This window comes from Citrobacter sp. Cpo090 (genome assembly GCF_030332665.1).
Lineage (GTDB): Bacteria > Pseudomonadota > Gammaproteobacteria > Enterobacterales > Enterobacteriaceae > Citrobacter > Citrobacter portucalensis.
Genome location: NZ_JAOWHK010000025.1, coordinates 1,534,765 through 1,554,420, shown reverse-complemented (window position 1 = coordinate 1,554,420; position 19,656 = coordinate 1,534,765). Strand labels below are relative to the sequence as shown.

At 49.6% G+C, this 19,656-nt stretch carries 11 protein-coding genes; 7 read left to right on the top strand and 4 right to left on the bottom strand.

Annotation, left to right across the window (positions count from 1 at the left end; all coding sequences use genetic code 11):
- Window positions 1-32: 32 nt before the first annotated feature.
- Window positions 33-887 carry a reactive chlorine-specific transcriptional regulator RclR gene (gene rclR, locus OGY83_RS10175; protein ID WP_079936998.1) on the bottom strand — a complete coding sequence of 285 codons (855 nt, stop codon included), beginning with the start codon at window positions 885-887 and terminating at the stop codon, window positions 33-35.
- Window positions 888-1,124: 237 nt separating this feature from the next.
- Here rclR and rclA point away from each other — a divergent pair, with 237 nt between their 5' ends.
- The 6 genes from rclA (at window position 1,125) to OGY83_RS10145 (ending at window position 6,152) form a co-directional block, all read left to right on the top strand.
- The gene (gene rclA / locus OGY83_RS10170; RefSeq protein WP_286635800.1) at window positions 1,125-2,450 is read left to right on the top strand and encodes a reactive chlorine resistance oxidoreductase RclA; all 1,326 of its coding nucleotides are present in this window, start codon (window positions 1,125-1,127) and stop codon (window positions 2,448-2,450) included.
- 173 nt (window positions 2,451-2,623) lie between these two features.
- Window positions 2,624-2,854, top strand: a complete 231-nt coding sequence (gene rclB, locus OGY83_RS10165; RefSeq protein WP_286635919.1) for a reactive chlorine resistance periplasmic protein RclB — start codon at window positions 2,624-2,626, stop codon at window positions 2,852-2,854.
- A gap of 11 nt (window positions 2,855-2,865) precedes the next feature.
- Window positions 2,866-3,426, top strand: coding sequence for a reactive chlorine resistance membrane protein RclC (rclC, locus tag OGY83_RS10160; RefSeq protein WP_286635799.1), 561 nt, complete (start codon window positions 2,866-2,868; stop codon window positions 3,424-3,426).
- A gap of 559 nt (window positions 3,427-3,985) precedes the next feature.
- Window positions 3,986-4,681 (top strand): flagellar brake protein, encoded by a 696-nt coding sequence (locus OGY83_RS10155; RefSeq protein WP_079936995.1) that lies wholly within the window; start codon window positions 3,986-3,988, stop codon window positions 4,679-4,681.
- 21 nt (window positions 4,682-4,702) lie between these two features.
- Window positions 4,703-5,284, top strand: a complete 582-nt coding sequence (locus tag OGY83_RS10150; RefSeq protein ID WP_172313039.1) for a helix-turn-helix transcriptional regulator — start codon at window positions 4,703-4,705, stop codon at window positions 5,282-5,284.
- A gap of 100 nt (window positions 5,285-5,384) precedes the next feature.
- Window positions 5,385-6,152, top strand: a complete 768-nt coding sequence (locus OGY83_RS10145) for a putative bifunctional diguanylate cyclase/phosphodiesterase (protein WP_286635798.1) — start codon at window positions 5,385-5,387, stop codon at window positions 6,150-6,152.
- Between the two features lie 145 nt (window positions 6,153-6,297).
- Here OGY83_RS10145 and OGY83_RS10140 read toward each other — a convergent pair whose 3' ends face one another.
- The 3 genes from OGY83_RS10140 to OGY83_RS10130 form a co-directional block, all read right to left on the bottom strand.
- Complete coding sequence (locus tag OGY83_RS10140; protein ID WP_286635797.1) at window positions 6,298-15,636, bottom strand: autotransporter outer membrane beta-barrel domain-containing protein; 9,339 nt, start codon at window positions 15,634-15,636, stop codon at window positions 6,298-6,300.
- A 196-nt stretch (window positions 15,637-15,832) separates the two neighbouring features.
- Window positions 15,833-16,411, bottom strand: coding sequence for a helix-turn-helix transcriptional regulator (locus OGY83_RS10135; protein ID WP_079936991.1), 579 nt, complete (start codon window positions 16,409-16,411; stop codon window positions 15,833-15,835).
- Window positions 16,412-17,029: 618 nt separating this feature from the next.
- Window positions 17,030-18,205, bottom strand: a complete 1,176-nt coding sequence (locus tag OGY83_RS10130; RefSeq protein WP_286635796.1) for a coiled-coil domain-containing protein — start codon at window positions 18,203-18,205, stop codon at window positions 17,030-17,032.
- Between the two features lie 299 nt (window positions 18,206-18,504).
- On the opposite strand from OGY83_RS10130, the gene OGY83_RS10125 reads away from it, so the two are divergent.
- Entirely contained in the window at window positions 18,505-19,587 is a 1,083-nt protein-coding gene (locus OGY83_RS10125) for a YncE family protein (RefSeq protein WP_286635795.1), read from the top strand.
- Window positions 19,588-19,656: the final 69 nt, after the last annotated feature.

The window sequence follows — 19,656 nt, the reverse complement described above, 5'->3', positions numbered from 1 at the left end:
GCGTCGGTTTGGTCGCCGAAGCAGGCGTTGCGTTATGCCGCTAAAGATTTTACGCGTTTGCGGTACTCGCCCGGCGTGCAGCCAAATTCCCGTAAAAAGACTTTGTGGAATGACGATTCGCTGGCATAGCCCACTGACTCGGCCACCACAACCAATGGCTGCGACCCGCGTGACAGCATCTGGGCAGCGAATTGCAGGCGCAAAGTGGTTAATACAGCGAGCGGCGTGGAGTTTGAGACTTCACGAAATAGCTGCGCGAAGCTGGCTCGCGACATATGCGCACGTTTCGCCAGTTCTTCGACGGTCCAGGCAAACGCCGGTGACTCCAGCATCATGAAGACGACGGCCCCTAGTTTGGGATGCAGCAGTAGATTCAACACGTTCTCTGCGGGCGTCGCTTTGGTTAGCCACTCGCGAACGGCCAAGGTGAACAGTGTGGCGCATTGTTGACTGCAGACTACACTGGAGCCCGGCAGCGTACTCATGGACTCCTGCTGCATCAACGCAATCATAGCCTTAATCCAGTGGCCGACAGGGCTATTTTCATCAGGTGCCAGAACTAATACTTCTGGTAACGCAGTTAAAAAATAGCGCGAGGAAGCGTGCAATCGTAGGCTACCGCAAACAATGTGCGTTTGTTCATCGCCAGTCTGGCACAGCCGATGTGCAGAGTTTTGCGGCAAGATCACGATAGTACCGGCCCGCAGGGTAAAAGAGGACCCATCGGGCATGTCCAGTTGGGCTGCCCCTTGTGTGACCGTATGCCAGCGGATGACGGACAACTCACCCGCAGCATGCGGTAGTTGCCAGTCTTTGCTCAGCAGGCAATTTTGATCGATCGAGCCTTGTGGGTCGTTAAGCATAAGCAATCGGCTAAGGGCATCCATAGAGACTCCTGAACATTTTTTGATGTCGTTTATTGAAACGGTATTATCTCTTTAATTTATTATTATATTAATACCTTCAAAGTGTTATGGTGATCATTCGTTCTCGAGATGTTAATCATCTTTAAGGCTAATTTAGACGATTTGACAGTTATTGGCGAGTTGTGGATACATTGTTCTCGCAGAGTTCAACCTATACTTCAGTTCATCAAACGAACAGTGACTTGGCGGAGAGACAGCATGAATCAGTATCAGGCGATCGTTATTGGATTTGGCAAAGCGGGTAAAACGCTGGCGGCAACGCTGGCCAAAACGGGTTGGCGGGTAGCGATTATTGAACAGTCAAACACCATGTATGGCGGGACATGCATCAACATCGGCTGTATCCCAACTAAAACGCTGGTACATGATGCTGAACTTCAGCATGACTTTGCCGAGGCAATGCAACGCAAGGCCTCCGTTGTCAGTTTTCTGCGCGATAAAAATTTCCATAATCTTGCCGATCTGGAAAACGTGGATGTGATTGAAGGTCGTGCTGAATTCGTTGATAACCATATTGTGCGAGTCGTGCAGTCAACAGGTGAGGTTGAACTGAGTGGCGAGAAAATCTTTATTAATACTGGCGCCCAGTCAACGATTCCAAACGTTGAGGGATTAACCACGACACCTGGCGTGTTTGACAGCACCGGGCTGTTGAATTTGACGCAACGTCCAGAGCGTCTGGGCATTTTGGGTGGTGGGTATATCGGCGTTGAATTCGCATCGATGTTTGCCAACTTTGGTAGCAAAGTCACCATTTATGAAGCAGCTCCACAGTTTTTGCCTCGTGAAGACCGGGATATTGCTGACGCTATCGCCAACATTTTACGCGATAAAGGTGTTGAGCTGATCCTCAATGCCAACGTGCAGTCGGTCTCCTCTCATGATGGAGCAGTACAGCTGCACATGCCGGAAGGTGCCCAGACAGTGGATGCGCTGTTGGTAGCATCAGGTCGCAAACCGGCGACAGAAAACCTGCAATTGCAGAAAGCGGGTGTGGATGTAAACGATCGTGGTGCCATTGTTGTGAATAAATATTTGCGTACATCGGCAGACAATATTTGGGCAATGGGCGATGTCACTGGTGGATTGCAATTTACCTATATCTCGCTGGATGACTTCCGTATTGTGCGCGACAACCTGCTAGGAGAGGGATTACGTAACACGGGCGATCGCCAAAACGTACCGTATTCCGTCTTTATGACGCCGCCGCTTTCCCGCGTCGGAATGACTGAAGAACAGGCTCGCGCCAGCGGTGCGGCGGTGCAAGTCGTGACGTTGCCGGTAGCGGCTATCCCCCGTGCGCGAGTGATGAATGATACGCGTGGTGTTCTTAAAGCAGTAGTGGATAGCGAAACGAAACAAATATTAGGCGTGTCGCTGCTGTGCGTGGATTCTCATGAAATGATTAATATCATCAAGACGGTTATGGATGCAGGGTTACCTTATACCATATTGCGTGACCAAATATTTACCCATCCAAGCATGAGCGAATCACTAAACGATCTCTTTTCTCTCATTAAATGATAATAGTGTAGTCTGCATATTTGCCCCACCCGTGTGGGGCTTTTTTTTATTTGTATTTTTATGTTCCTGATACTAATTGACAGTTATTTTGGCGTTACGGATGAAATAAAATGAAGTGACATGTTTTATTATATTCCAACTGAAATGACTCGTTAATGGAAATAGAAATGAACATGCTTAAAACTATGTTACTAATGACTACGTTACTGACTGCTCCGGTGACATTTTCCGCGTTAGCGCAAACCGAGGTTGCCCACGTTAGCGTATCAGCCGTGTCTGGTTCTCCTTCCATGGTGGAAGATGCCATTGCGAAACTGGCGCAGGAAAAGAATGCGACTTCCTGGAAAATTACCTCAATGCGCATTGATAGCAGCACTCACGCAACGGCAATTTTGTACAAGTGAGGAGCGCCGGAATGGAAAAATATCTTCGTATATTGGGCAACGGTGACAGGGTTGGATTAACCTTGATTCGCCTGAGTATCGCGATTGTTTTTATCTGGATTGGCTTATTAAAATTTGTACCTTACGAAGCCGACAGCATTACACCGTTTGTCGCCAATAGTCCGGTAATGTCATTTTTTTATGAGCATCCAGAAGAATACAAACAACATTTAACCCACGAAGGTGAATTCAAACCGCAGGCTCGTGAATGGCAGACGGCGAATAACACGTATACATTCTCAAATGGTCTGGGTGTAGTCGAAATTCTTATCGCTTTGCTGGTGCTGGCTAATCCTGTTAGCCGTTGGTTGGGATTAATTGGCGGTGTTCTGGCCTTTGCCACACCAATTGTAACCTTATCATTTTTAATAACCACGCCAGAGGCATGGGTAATGCCGCTGGGTGATTTACACCACGGATTTCCGTACTTATCAGGTGCCGGGCGGTTGGTGTTAAAAGATACGTTAATGTTGGCGGGAGCAGTGATGATTATCGCAGATTCATCCCGATCAATAATTAAGCAGCAGTATTGAATTTTTAACGTTGTGCCCTCTGTAAGATAGTAAGCCACTATAGTTCGATTCGGTACTTACCGGGCCAGCAGGATGCTGGCTTTTTTCTGTCTTAAGGTAAATTTATCATAAATATACAATTATTCACTTTATAAGAATAACTAATCAGAGCTATCTTCCTGGTTAATGATATAGTGCTGTAAGCATTTTTCCTCCTTCCTGTGAAAGCGCATCACCCCGCATACTGCGTAGTCTTCCGGCCACGAAAGCTCCATTTTTCTCTATTTTTTTCTGTGCAATTCTTGCTATTTGTTATCTCAAAAAAGTTTGTTATTCATTTTTGTTATAGTTAATCAACAAGTTCGCGTGGTTTTAGGCATGTCTTAAGCTAGAATTAATCCTGATTAAATGTTTTTACGTATCAATAAATGACTAAAGATAGTTAAAAACTTAACTTTTAACCAACTGTTTGACATGGAATCCACTATGGTAATTAAGCACCAGGGGTGGATGCTGATCTCGCGTTTTGTGAGTAACCAAAGGCGAGGCATATCTTAAATATGGAAATAAGGGTTTTAGAATGAGCTTTGGCTTAGCAAAGGAAGACAAGTTTGAAATCATCGCTATCCTTCGTGAAGAGCTGCATAAGAAAACGAAACTGGAAATCTTATGTGGAGACAGTAGCGTTATCACGCAGTTAGAGAAGGTTGATTTCGAACGGTTTGTTATCTCCGGACACGGAGACATTGTTCCTGAAAAGGTCCAATACTTTATCCTGCACAGCGAAAGCGGGATTGTAAAATTTAGTGCCAGGTTCGAACAAACCCCAGCAGCAGGTGCGGAGGCAGGATTATCCTACTTCATCCCGGATATGATTTTCTTTGCCCAGCAGAGACAAAATCAGCGTTTTTCATTCCTGAAGGGCTATGACTTTTTCTGTTTTGGTCGTTACAAAAATGGAGAAAACTACTCTCTTAAGATTAAAAATATCTCGCAGGGTGGTTGTGCGTTAATTGTTAAAGATGTAAACGCCCGTTTTCTTTATAAAGATGCGGTGATTAAAAATGCATCTCTGGATTTCGATACATTTGGCAGTTTACAACTGGATTTAAAAGTGATCGATGTTGTCCCGATCAATGAGTTTGATGAGGATAACCAGTTGTATTCCTGTCATCAGATCTCATGTGAGTTCGATTTTAAAAATCGTCGTGAAGAGACTGAAGTCGAGAAAATTATTATTAAATTTTTAATGAGTAACAAGATTAGAAGCTTATAAGGAACGGTGAACAGGATGTTGATGTGTGGCAGTGATAATTTTGTGGGCAATGGTATGTTTGCCTACCTGACCAGCAAACATGTGCCGATAAAAACATTCCAGTTTGAGGATATGTTGCATCAGTCATCATTATGCCAGCATCAAACCATGGTTTTTAATATCATTGATAATGAACAAGCGTGTTCGGACATTGTTCAGTTTTTGAATAAAAACCGATTCAAATTTTATAATAACATCGTGGTGATTGTTGCTGATAGTTTGGTGGCGAAATTATGCGTAGAGTTATTATATGTAGAGAAAACAATAGTTTTGACTGAAAAATCTTCACTGCGTGATTTTGGTCAATTGGCGACATTATCAGTCGGGAAATGGAACCCCCGACTGTATCGTTCGCAGAAGAGATTAACCGAAAGAGAACAGCAGATCCTGAACTTACTGGTAAGTGGTTATACAGCCAAAGAAATTTCTGAGTTAGTTAGCCTGAACTATAAAACGATTCAGGCACATAAGATGAGAGTCGTTGCCAAACTTGGCCTGACCAATACCTCTGATTTAAATAAGTTAATTGTCAGATTTACCCATCGTATGTCTTTTTTACCCTAACCTGACCATTCTTTTCTGATGTAATACACCTAATAGTAGATACAATTCGGGAGTGATTTTGACTGGTTTTTAATTTTATGATTTGTAGAGGGAGAGGGGAATGTTTAATTCCAACGAGGTGCTAACTGCGCTTGAAAAAGCTTTGAATACCAGTCAACTTTATATGGTTTATCAGCCTATTTTCAATTTGCATGTCCAGCGTATAAGCGGATTTGAAGCATTAATGCGTTGGAATAGTCCTCAGATGGGTATGATCTCTCCCGATGTTTTTATTACCTTACTGGAAGATAGCGGCAATATTATTTCTATTGAAGATATGGTTACTCACTCTCCGTGGGATGTTGCAGCTTCCTGGCCTGACCCCATTGTATTATCCGTCAATATTTCCGCGCTTGAATTCTGCGATCCTCTGTTACCCCAACGTGTCAGACAAAACCTTGCCTCTTCCGGATTGCCGGTCCATCGATGCCAAATAGAGGTGACGGAAACGTCACCTCTGTGCGACAGTCAGATTGCGGCTAAAAATATGACGGAATTAAAGGCGATAGGGGTCAAGCTTGCGCTTGATGATTTTGGCACCGGCCATGCTAATCTTAATTACCTGTTGAAATATCCTTTTGATACCTTAAAAATTGATAAGGAATTTGTCACCGGTATTGAGCCCGACACTCGATCGACAAAGATTGTTGAGGGTATTATTTCCCTGGCGCATAATTTTGGTATTGAAGTTCTTGCCGAAGGGGTGGAAACCCAGTCCCAACTGGAGCGGTTGATGCAGATTGGTTGTGACAAAATTCAAGGCTTTTTCATTTCTCCCCCGGTGCAGGCAGAAGAGATCCCTTCACTCTTAGCACAATATAATCGTTAATCCCTCCTTATTTACGTTTCCCAAATCCTTGATTGTTCCGCGTTGCTGCTAAGTCTGTAGGCTTGATAAGCGTAGCGCATCAGGCGGCCCTGAACGGCAAAAAAAAGCCCCCTGCTGAACAGGGGGCTGGCGAGTTTATGTCAGCTTAGAACGATTTCTTAAAGCCGATAGAGGCATTGACCGGCGCTTCTACCTGCGACTTACTGCCGCCGTTGCTGAATTGCGTACCCAGCTCACCGTAGACCTGCAGGTTTCTGTCGATAGACCATGACAGGCCGGCAGCAACTTCAGTGCTGGAGTACTGCTGTGAAGATTCCAGCGTAGTGGTGGCTACCGCATTGCTAAAGTGCGTTTTGTCTTTTGAACCCAGACCCTGCCAGACGTTAACCCTGCCGTACGGCTGGAATTTGCCATGGTTGGTGTCATAGTCAGCGACCAGACGCACGCCCAGACGCGCGGTAAAGGAATCCGCGGTATCCATTTTCACTTTCGTTGGGGTCACACCATCCAGCGTGCTGTTATCAAAGTCGCTGTACTGGTAGATCAACTGAGCCTGAGGTTCCAGACTCCATGCGCTGGCACCTAAACGGAACGATTTACCTACCTCTGTCGACGCCGTCAGCGTGTTGCCTCTGACGGTATACGAGCCGTTGTTACCGGTCGCCTCCAGGCGGGATTTATGGTTACCGTACTGCAGGACGTTATCAACATACATACCGTCCCCCGAGAACCAGGTCGCATAACCGCCAACGTAAAATGCGTTGTCATCGATGTTACCGCCTTTGCCATCGCTGCCTGTCTTCGTGCCTTTCACGTTGCTGTCGATATCAAGAATGCTGGTATACATCCCGGCTTTCCAGCTTTCGTTAGCATACATATCAACGCCGACCTGAATGCCCATGGTATGGGAGCTGGTTTGCGTACCGGCCGCATCATCCAGTTTGGTTTTACCGGAGTAGCCAATCATTCTTGCCCAGGCGCGATTGTCTTCATCAATGCCCGGTTTAACCTCGTCACCCATACGTTGGTGCATGTTACCCAACAGGCTAATATCACCCTGGCGTACGACGCTGGCGAGGCCAGAATACAGCATGGTTTCCGGACGGTATTCACTTCTCAGATACCAGTTTTCACCCTGGCCTTGAGCATTACCCGCATGCAGTTGGTACTCAAATGCACCTGCAGCCATACGATCGGCGGCAAGGTGGAAGGCATCCCGCGACGTTTGCGCGGTGGTGGTTGCGCCATTGAGCGCTGTCACCACTTCGATACCATCCCCAATGGTCGGCGCGCCGAGACCAGAACCATCGACATCCAGCAGCGTGCTACCGCTGGCTTTACCGCCATCGATAATCAGACGGTCGGCAATGCCTGCGCCGCTACCATTCTGGATAGCCGCCATGTTGATAGTCCCTTTTTCGCCGGTGTAATCCCCTTTGACGGTTAAGGTTGTGCCAGTCTGCTGACCGATGAGTGAAACATCACCGCCGTTGCTCAGGCCCGCTACCGTTTGGTTGTAACCCTGAGTGTTCAAGGTGGTGTCTGCAACCACATAGTGGTGTGATGCGGCACTCAGGGTATTGGCATTACCCGCTTGCAGCACGCCGTTGGCGATCAGCGTCGCGCCGCTGTAGCTGTTTTCACCTTGCAGCTCGGTAATGCCGCTACCGGTCTGATGCAGCTGGCCTTTACCACTGATATTTCCGGTTAGCGCCAGGGTATCGCTACGATTGACGTTGAGTACGCCGTTATCAACGACATCCCCCTGAATGCTGCCAATATCACCGCCGTTACCCAGCTGTAAAACGCCTTGTTCGATGGTGGTGCCACCGGTGTAGGTGTTATCCAGCGTCAGGGTGAGGGAGCCTTTACCGGTTTTGGTCAGTTGACCGTTACCTTCGACTTCCGTCAGCAGAGAAACGTCATGCCCGTTGGTGTCGAATGTCCCGCCTCCGGATTCCAGCGTCACCTGACGGGCAGTATCAAACGCTTCGCCATACTTCAGCGTACCGCCATTAAAGGTAATTCCCGTATCTGCCGCACCCAGGTTGGTATCGCCCGCTACCTGCAGCGTCCCGGAGGTGATGGTTGTTCCACCGCTGTAGGTGTTGTCGCCCGTGAGGATCAGGGTACCGAGATCGCCTTTATTCAGGCCGCCTGTACCGCGGATAACGCTGTCGATAGTCGCGGTGTAGTTGGCGCCGTCTACTGTGCCATCGCCAACGCGAATCAGGGTGTTGGCCGTATCGGTGGTAATGGCTTCGCCGCCCACACGATAACCATCGGTAGCGAACTGCGCGCCGCTGATAATGACGTCGCCTTTGCTGTTATCGACGGTCACGTTGCCTGCTTCACCCTGGAACACGGCAAACGCGGCATCAGTAAACGGTGCGTTCAGCGCGCCTTCCGGCGTTGATTCATCGGTTGTCCAGTTGTCGTTACCCTGGCTGGATTGCCAGATACCGTCGCCGCCGTTGATGACCCCGTTATTTTTCAGCTCGCCATTCTCACCGCCGGTGCCGTCCCAGAAGCGCAGCGTCAGTCCGGCGTGGTTGACCAGGTTGACCTGATTTTTCACCGATGTCTGCACGTACAGGCTGTCTGCCGCTTCAGGCGCGTTAGCAATATCCATCACATTGTTGGTCAATGTGCCGGTGTAGTTGATGACACGATAGACGCCCACATCAAAGCTTCCGCCCGGTGAGGTTTCAATGTTGAGCTTACCGTCGAGCGTCAGATCGCCGTTTACGTCAATCAAGTCGTTGAAGGCGCCGCCCGGGGTATAAGCCTGACCAAACTGATAATCCAGCTGTGCGTTATCACTGAGCGTCAACGAACCGGTAGTCAGTTTACCCACGCTGTTGATGGCCGCACCTGCGGTAATATGAGCGTCGTCCAGCACATCAACCGCGCCGCCAATAATACCGTTACCGCCGAGCGTTGCCCCGGTTTTCACCGTCACCTGGCCGGTAGCCGCAGACTGATTACCGTTGACCAGCAGCACACCTTCATTGACGTCAGTGGTACCGGTGTACGTGTTGTCGCCGGTCAGCGTTAACGTGCCGTCACCGATTTTCACCAGGCTACCGTCGTTGCCGCTGATAATGCCGCTGATGGTGTCATCAAGATGCAGATTACCCAGCGACAGTTCTTTATTGCCCAGTTCGACATTACCCGCACCGGACAACGAGCCGATAGACGTTGCGCTGTCGACTGCGCTGATATCGACCTTACCGCCCGCCAGGTTTTTAACGACGGTATTTTCTGCCATCGCCTGGTCAGCGAAGGTCATCAATCCGCTGTTGTTCACAGTGGCATTGCCGCCGCTGGAGTCTTCTTCCAGCGCCAGAGTACTGTCTTTTGACACGTTAACCGTCGCGTTGCCCGCGGTGGCTTTGTTGGTTAGCACCGCTTTCGCCGTGCCCGTCAGGTTCAGCATTGCGCTCGCTGCGGTGACGTTATCTGCCAGCGTTAACAGGCTGTCGGCAATGTTCATGGTCAGGGATTTCAGGCTGGTATCTGTCCCGCTGACGTTGAGCGTCGCGCCCTTATTGACATTCACGGTGCTGCTTTCATTACTGCCAAAGGCTCCGGTTTTGCTGACGTTGACCGTCACATTGTTGGCGTTTCCGGTACCGGCAATTTCTGTGTCGCCTTTGTAGCTGTTGGCGCGGTCGAGCGACAAGGTGCTGCCCGCATCGCTAGAGCTGCTGGTGACTTTCAGTTTACCGTCGCCGGTAATCTCGCCGGTTGGCGTGAAGTGGTGCGAATTGAGATCGAACACCGCTGCGTTCTCATTCGCTCCCAGCTCAATGGTGCGATTACTGGTCAGGTCCGCGCCCAGTTGCAGCGTTGAACCGTTATTGATTGCCAGGTCAGTTCCGCTCTGGCCGAGATTGCTGTCGGAGGAGATCTGCAACGTGCCGCCATCAATGCGCGTACCGCCGCGATACTCGTTGTCACCGCTGAGGATCAGACGGCCAAGGTCGGTTTTTACCAGCGTCAACTTGTCAGCAGTACTGGCTTCGCGGATAACGGACTCAATGGTCGCGGTATAGTTTTGCCCCGCGCCGCCGGCGCCAACGCGCAGCAGCAGTTCACCGGTTCCCGGCGTCTGGCCTGCATGGGTCGCGTTTTCCGTGGTGGCATACGCGTTAAGCGCATCGCCTTTAACGACATAGCCATCGGCATCAAACTGTGCCCCGGAGAAGTTAACTTCTCCCGCGGCGTTATCCACGGTAACGGTACCGCCTTTGGTGGTGAAGACGGCGAAGGACTTCTGTGCCCAAGGGGCGTTACCTTCACCGGTTGCGGTGGTCCAGTTGTTATCACCCTGGCTGCCGATCGCCATCCATTTGCCATCGCCACCGTCAATTTTGCTGTCGCCTTCAATGCCCGACGCGCCGTGGCTCTTATTGACGGTTGCGCCGTCCCAGAACTGCAGGGTAACGCCGTTGGCGTTCACCAGGTTGACCTGTTTGTCGATGGAGGTCTGGACAAAAATATTGCTCTTATCCTGGCTATCCGGTATCGCGCCTAACTCCAGCGTCTGGTTATCCAGCGTGCCGCCGTAGTTATAGATACGGTACACGCCCGGTCCGAAGTTACCACCCTGTGAAGTGGTGACATCCAGAGTCCCGTCCAGTTGCAGATCGCCTGCGACGTTAATCAGATCGTTTAGCGCGCCGCCTGGCGTATAGGCCTGACCCAGTTCGAAAGCGGAGGTCGTTTTGCTGCCAAGCTGCAGATTACCGTTAATGGATAACGTACCCGCACCGCCGTCACCGGCGCTGAGGGTCGTGGCATCGTTCATCAGTACGTTGCCGCCGATAGTGCCATTACCGCCAAGTGTGGACGTGCCGCTAACGGTGGTGGCACCTCGCGCTGCGCTTTGATCGCCATTCACCAGCAGCGTGCCGTTGGTAACGGTGGTGTCGCCGGCATAGGTGTTGTTGCCGTTCAGACGGGTAATGCCGCCACCGATTTGCTGTAGCGCGCCGATACCGGAGATCACGCCGTTGAGCAGCACGGTGTTGGCGCGATTAATCGTCAATATGCCGTTGTCGATAATGTCAGACACGGCGCTGACTTCGCCTGTATTTCCACCGTCACCCAACTGCAGCGTACCGGTTGGAGCGATAGTGGTAGAACCTGTGTAGGTATTGTTGGCGGTAAAGACCGTGGTACCGCCCGCCGCACGTTCGAACTTCCCGTCACCGCTGATGATACCGCGATAAATTTGCGCCGCTGAAGCATCACCCTGGGTATCGAAGATAACCTTGCTTTCTACGCCCTGGGTGGTGACATCGTAATCGCCAATGCTTGCCGCAGTACTGGTCGGCTCGACGTGGTCGCCGGTGCTCAGGGTTGCGCCATTGTTCACGGCGATGGTTTTGCTTGACAGCGTCAGGTTTTCTACGACGCGGACATTTGCGTTTGAGCCGCTGATGGTCAGCGAATCCCAGCCGGTGCCGATGTTGGTGCCAGTGGTCAGATTGTCGCTAGCCAACGTACCAATCTTCGCACCATTCGTATCTGTGAAGGTGAGGGCGTTGCCGCTACCTGCTTCAGTAGTGATGTGGCGTGTTTTATCCAGCGTCACATTGCCGATGTTAGCTTTATTGTTACCGCCAGTACCGGCGAAATTCACTTCGCCAGCATAGGTGCCGCTACTCCAGATAAAGGTGTCCCGGCCTTCGCCGGTATTGATTACGCCGCTGGTCACACCGCCGCTAATATCAATGGTGTCATTGCCTTTACCGGACTGAATGGCTACGGCCGTGTCGTTGGTAGCCTGCAGGGTTCCCCTGTTGGTAACGGTTTTACTGCGGTCGCCGCTGGCGTCAATCACCGGCGAGGTGGTGCTGGCAGAGATAATCTTGCCGGTGTTGGTGACCGCGCTGACGTTCTTCGCGATGATCGCCGAACCGCCTGCGCTGCTATGCACGTTGATGTCGGCATTGGTGGTGATACGACCGCTGGTATTTGCGCGGATACCGCTGCCTTCGCTGTTTAGTACCTCAATGGTATAGCCTTTGCCGATGGTCAGATCGCCCGTCACCGAACCGCCATCGCGTTGCTCAAAAGCGAATCCGGTACCTTTCCCGTTGACGTTGAGGATATTGTTCAGCCCATCTTTCATATTCAGCGCCACGCTGGTGCGGATCCCTGGGCCATCGTTGGCATTGATGGTCACGTCGTTGAGCGTGATATCGGTGTTGTTGGCATCGTTTTGAATGCCAGCACCAGTCCCTTTCGCGCTGATAGTCACACCTTTTGCAGACAGCTTACCGGCTCCCGTATCGAGACGAATACCATCGGCCGTACCATTGGTCGTGATGGCATCGCCGGTATTACCGGTAATACTCAGGCTTGCACCATTGGTCAGCAGAACACCTGCGGTTCCATCATCAACGGCTACCTGGCCCAGTTTTTTAATCTGAGCGCTGGCGCCTGAAGCCCGTACACCGATGCCGTTGCTGACATGCAGGGCGCTGGAAGAGTTATTGGTTAAGCTCCCGCCTTTTTGCACATCAACGCCGATGCTGTCGACACTGGCCAGATCAATAATCGATTTGGTATCGAGGATCAGGTTACCCAGATTCCTCGCCACATAGGCGATAACCTTTTTGCCGCTGGTTTCAGAGGTGATATTCGCGTTCGAGGTGAGGGTAGTGCTCGTGGCATTACCTTCCGTGTCACCATTTAACTGATGCGCCTGACCATCCACAACCCCGGCAATGGTTCTTTCGCCGGTTAAATTGATAGTGGTTTTATCACTGATAGTCCCTTTCGCGCCGCCTTCGATAACCAGTGCCGCGGAGTCGGTACCCTTAACGGTAAACGTTGCTTCACCGGTATCTACGCTACTGCCAGCACCTGTGGCGAGAACGCCAACAGAATTGTTACCGCTGAGAGTCAGATTCAGGTTGGAACTGGACTGATCTTTCGGGTTAGTCGTGTTACCGGCCAGCAATGCGCCATTAGCAATACGGAAAATAGTGGTGCGATCCTGACCATTGTCATTCATCACCGCCTGACCAATATTGGCGGTAGCGCCTTTACCATACAGGTAATAACCAATTTGATCGGTACTGTTAAATGACGGGCTACTCAGGCTGTCAACGTTAGCGATGGCGTTATCACGTACGTGCACACCGATGTTACCGGCCTTATCCAGCGCAATGTTGGAGTAGACGTTGACCACAGCCTTACCGTTGTTGCCACCTTCAGCCCAGATGGCGTAGTTACGGCTACCAACGCCACCTTCACCGTCCACCACGATAGAGCCTGCAGCGCTGGTGGTGACTTCGGCATTTTTGTTATTGGCGCTGACGTGGATCCCCACATTATTGATGCCATTAACGCTAATCTTGCCGTCGTTGCGGATTTCCTGATTATTTTCCGCGCCGCTGTCGCGTACGGAAATGCCGTAGTTCTTACTGTTGCCCCCGTCAGAACCTCCATTGATCACGATATTGCCGGTATTGAGTACGTTGCCCGTGGCATTCCCGACCAGAATCCCCGCGGCGTTGCGTATGCCAGTTCCCAGTGTGATCAGACCGTTGTTAATCACCTCTTTGGCACTCTTGGTCATGATCCCGGCGCTCAGACTAGAGCCGCCAGCCATGGTGATATCTTTAGACGGATCGCTTGCGTCGCGACCAAGATAAATTGAGGCATCCTGAGCGTTGGTAAAGGTGGCATTCCCAGCGACTTCTACGCCATAAGCGGTGCCTTTGGCAAAGGATGCACCGTTTTTGCGCCCATCTACGATGTTGATATCGCCGTTGTTGATGCCTTGCGAATCGTCAGACAGCTGCATCCCAATAGCCAGCGTCAGCGAAGAGTCGGGTACGTCTTTGCTCCAGGGATCGGCTGCCGACGCGGTACCGAAGTTATCGGTGGTGATGGCCTGGTTAATCGTGCCATCGTTAGTCATCTGGCTGGTGCCTTGCCCCTGCATGCCAAATGCGCCATAGCTGTTGACGTTTTGGTTGCCGTCTTTGTCGATAAACAGCCCGGAGTTGATGATCCCGTTGTTGGTTGCCGTCGCGTCTTTTGCCAGCATGCCAATCGCCAGACTCTGTCCGGTAGATGTGCGTAATGCGTTCAGTTCGCCGAGGTTGGTGATAACCCCGCCATCAAGGGCTTTCATGACGCCATTGATACTGCCGTCAACGGCAATAATCGCATCTTTGTTCAGGGTGCCGGAGGTGCCTGCACCGTTGGCGTAAATAGCATGCAGCTCACCGCGGCCAGCGGTTGCGTTATTGCTATGTGACAAGCCGTCGGTCCAGACGTCGTAATCCCAGGTGAGCACGTCTGAATATTTGCTAGAGTTGATCAAGCCATCAATCAGCTCCGCGTATTTTGCCTGCGCGGCGGCGACGGTTGTGATATCACCGTTCTTAACATCCAGCCATAGCTGCAGTTGGCTGACCTTTTGCCCTTCAGGGGTTTCCGCTGCGTCGCTGCTTTTACCCAACAGCCAGTCGTTAAAATCGGCCAGATCCTGCGTACTGGTAATGGTAAATGTGCGCTCACCCTTTTCGACGACATTGCCGTCTGCATCATAGCCGTAGGACATGAGCGAAAATTCATCGCCAAACACGGAGGTTTGCGCTGAACCAGCAAACGTTTTTTCAGGGATAACGGGAGCGGCGTTAAATTTTATATAGTTATCGGATTGCCAGTTCACCTGGCTGTCAGTGCCTTGCGCTTCCAACAACGAGGAGTCTTTGGCCAGTAACTCAATGGTATTGGCTTTGTTTCGTACATTGAGCGCGTCGTTGCCAATATCCAGGTTGGCCGTGGCCCCATTCGTCGCTAGCGCGATGCCAAATTGCTTATAGATTTCAGTGCGCGTTGCATCGTAGGTATTTAATACCGAATCGCCGATCTGTGATTCGGTAAGAAAGCTACTTAACTCTTGGGTATCAAAGACTTTAATTGATGCTGCTTCACCAGGAAACGCCGGGTCGTTAATAGAAAAATCTGTGCTCTGAGAAGGCGTCAACGACCGGTTGTATGTCAGGTATTCCGCGAGTTCTTCAGCGGTAGTAATCGTTTTTACGCTCTGGTCAGGGCTGGTGGCCTTAAGCGTGATTTTACCGTTTTGCAGCAGTTCTCTGATGGTGGTCGAATCGACAACACCACTTTGACCCGGACTGATCGTTGGGATCGCCCCGCTTATATTGAGCGCCTGACCCGCTGTGTTATCTTCATATAAGAAGCCGTAATTATGCACATCCGGATCAACTCCAGCGAAAATACCTGCCTGGTAGTCGGTGAAAATATTGTGATCACCGATATCGATAATCGGATCAGCGGAAACCTGCATTGACGCAGCGCTTAATGCACCTGCTGCCAATACTGCAACCGTTTTACGCGAGCTGCTTTTTTTCTTTCCTTTGGTTAATTCAGAAACGACCACCCAGATACCGAGCGCCGCGTTCCAAATAATGCTGTAAACTTTGTTCATATATAACCCTCGTCTACATTCCTGTTATGTATGTGTTAATACGTTGAGTTGTTGGCTATGGTTGGCACGCGGATGTGCTACCCGGTAATAGATTTTGGAAATAGGGTTCCCTTCCGTGCGATGCGGAATTAAAAAAGCGAGTCGAAAGAGAACCTTTTTAAATAATAACCGTGATAATTGTCCTTAAATAAGTCAGTTACGGCTGGCTATAGTGAGAAATGGTGTACTTGAGCCGGGTGTTATTTTTGCCGAGTTTTCTGGCAATATTGCTTTTGTACGCCCCGATGGTTTTTTCACTTTTTTGTGATGCCCCGGCGATTTGTGTCAGTGACCATCCTCGGGCCAGCATCATCATTACGTTGAATTCGTTCGCTGTGATCTTGTTGTGTAATTCTTTGATATTTTGTTGTTTTGTGTTCTTTATGATACGTGTGACGGCATGGTGTAGCCGATCAAGACTGGCATCTTGATCAAGAAACAACATGTTCTTCCCGCAAACGGTTTGAAAAAGAGTAAAAGTAGCTTCATCTGCCAAAACAATAATTTTGGTGACAGGTCGTAAAGCCATGTTGCGGATAATCCTGGCATATTTTAAAAAATCTGATTTGTCAGGATTAATGATGATGCAATCCGTTTCACAAGGGAGCATTTTGACAGCAGAAAGCGTCTGGGAGGAGTAATACGAGATATCAATATATAATGATGAGCCACGTAGGATTTCTCGCATGCCTAGCCAAGGGTAAATTGAGTCACCCAAAAAAATAGCCTTTGACATAACGATCTCCTTGAAATTTTGATGCAAGCGGCCGCCTCTTTTTTTTAGGTCAAAAAAGAGTTTCTTGCGACACGTGAAATGTTAATTAAATCTCGTATAACGTTCTGTGCTGTGAACGTATCCTTATTAATTCCAGATTAAACAGATATTCTCTGTATTTATTAGAATCATTAACTATTCTTAAAGTAGATATTACACTTTGTTAAAATTTAAGATAAATCGTTTATTTCAGCTCTGTGTAAATGATTGATAGATTTCGCTTATGGATCACGTGAATAATGATTGAGTGATTTCTATAAAGACAGGATATTCCTATCCAGTTGGGAGGGGGTTTATATGGAAATTCTTATATTTCAGAAGGATAACCGTTTTTCTTAATGGGATGACTGGTGACCAGGAGAATTCTTAATCAAGACCAGGACAAAGAGAAGGGGTGTCAGGGGGAAGAGAGAAATATCGCTAGATTTGCAGTTATCGACCTGAAACTCGAGTATTCAAGTTGATAATTCTTAGTATTGTTGAATTTTTAGGGAATTACCCTATTTTTAGCTTTTTGTGCTTAATTTCAAAAACTCACTTGAAGAGGTTATTTTTTCTGATTGCTATTGCTGATAGCACTTAGCCCGCCAACAGTTCCTGTTCAACCTGATGAACCTGCTGTTCCAGTGTATTGCGGATTTCCGTAAGCGCCCGTTGTTGATCGGAGAAGTAGGCTTCTTTATCTGTCACGGAGGTGGCAAGCCGCCAGGCGTTCTCAGCTTCCAGTTCGGTAATCTCTTTGAGCAGCGCGTTAATTTGTTCTCTGAGCTGTTGTATTTTGCTACGTAAATGCTGCAAATCGTTCAATCGATCGCTCGCCATCATCGGTTCGAGGCCGCTTTGCAATTGAGTCAGTAGCGCCCGGACGGCGGCAAGATCGGCATTTTGGCGTGCCTGGTTAAGCTGCACCATCATCTGATGCGCTTTCTCTTTCAGATCATCGGCTACCACGTCCGGGTGGCAAAGACGGCTGGCCTGACGCCACAGGCGTTTTAACTCATTACGTTCATCAGAGGAAAGTCGCTGGTCACGGCTAAAACGATGCCGTGCATCCTGCTGCTGCTCCTGATATTCATCATATTCATGGCTGGCCTCTTCCTGTGCCTGGCGGGTTGCGCTGTCGTCCTGGCGAGAGAAGTCGTTTTCCAGCTCACGAATCTCCGCCAGCAGGGCGGTAATCAGTTCCGTTTGCTGCTGAATACGTTGGCGTGTTTCCACCGATTCGCGCGAATCTGAATTCTGGTTCATCCAGTGCTGCTTGAGCCTGGCCAGTTGATCAACTGCCTGGGAAATATAGTGCTGACAGGATTGATAGTCTTTTTCCCGGCGTTTTCGCTCCGCTTCCTGTTTGCGCTGGGCGCTTGCGGCGAGCTGTTTACGCAGTTCGAGAATGCGGCTCATCAGCGGTCCAAGACGAAGGTGATACAGATCGTTGAAATCATCGAGGATTTGAATGCGCGTGTTGCGCTTATCGATCAGGTCACGCAGCTGTGTTTCGAGCGCTTTGAGTTCCAGCTTACTGGCGGCAATGGCTGGATCCTGCCACGTAGAGACTGCTCGTTGAGATTGCAGCCAGGCCGAGATTTCACGCAGGGCATCACTAAAGCGTCGTTCTTCGATCGCCTGCACAATGGTGACCGGTACGACTGACAAAGGCTCATTTTTAAGATGTGCCACCTGCTGGAAAATAATCTCCTCATCTTCCAGTTCAATAGCGCTTTTGACGATTTCCAGTCGTTTGATGATCTTATTCATGACGGTCGTTGCCTGGCCTGGCTAAAAAACGAGTGGCTGAAGTACAACAGGTTCACCCGTTTGAAAATGTTAGAAAAACAGTAAAGCGCATTCTGTGGCCTGCGATGCCTTTTCGTCCAGAATAATTCACTGTAATTATGAAAAACCGGAAGTCGCGCGCACCTGTCTGCATCTTTAAACCTCTGTTTCATGTTTTTTACTATCGGGTAATTATTCTTGATTCAATAAAGATAATGCGTATAGTTCTCATTCTCTTTTGTTATTAACTCCCTGTATTACTTCTGGTAAGGATCCCGACAATGAAAAAAACAACATCCGCGCTGGCATTGCTGATTGCTGCGGCGTTAAGCGGTTGTGCGGCGCATACCACGCCAGCCAGCAACGCCAGCATTACGGAAAAAACAGCGCAACCTGCCGTCAGTGATGTGCAGCAACGCGCGCTGGCGGATGGATTATATGAAATGGCGCTTAGCCCGGCAGGGGATGCGTTGTACGTTGCCAGCGCCGAAGGATTTAAAGATGTGCAGGGCGGCGTGGTTTATAAGCTGGATCCGAAGACGCTTAAAACGCTCGGCTTGAGTCATACCGATATGAAAAACTTTGGTATGGCTATCTCGCCGGACGGTAAAACGGTGTATGTCACCAACTCACTGGATGGTGGCCTGAGCGCGCTGAATACCGCTGACGGCAAAGTGAAAAATCGCGTACTGTTCCCGGAACGTAACCCAGAAGGTTTCCCGTATGGCGCGCGCCAGGTGCTGCTGCATAACGGCTTGCTCTATATTGGCGCCGTGGCGGATCCGGCGGTGATTTGGGTAGTTGACGCTGAAACCCTGAAGCTAAAAACCCGCATTAAGAATACGGGTAAATGGATGACCGGACTGCATTATTCAGACCTGACGCAGCGAATTTATGCAGCTAACGGCGGCGGTGAAATCCTCGTCATCAACCCGCGTAATCAGCGCGTAGAAAAACGCTGGAAACCGCTGGGGGAACAACCTGCGCTGCTGCTGAATATGGCGGAGGACGCACAAACGGGTCGCTTGTTTGTCACCGACAACTCAAAAGCGAAAACCACCCTGGTGCTGGATATCCATACCGGTAAGCTGCTGAAAAAATTGGATGTGGGTGATTCGCTGGCGGTGAAATTTAACGCAAAACGCAACGAAATCTATATTACCCAGCGTGATTCAGGGAAATTGCTCAGCTTGAATGCGACCGATTACAGCGTGAAGAAAAGCTGGGATTTACCGCCTAACCCTAACAGCCTGCTGCTCTCGGCGGATGGGCAAACCCTGTTTGTCACCGTGAAACAAAAATTTAATAAAGACCACTCCACCTCTGCGCCAGATAACGTGGTGCGTATCGATCTGAATAAATAATAACAACATGTTGCCGGGGGCTCTCCGGCAACGTCGTCAGACTTTTAATGGCATGGCTATGGACAACAC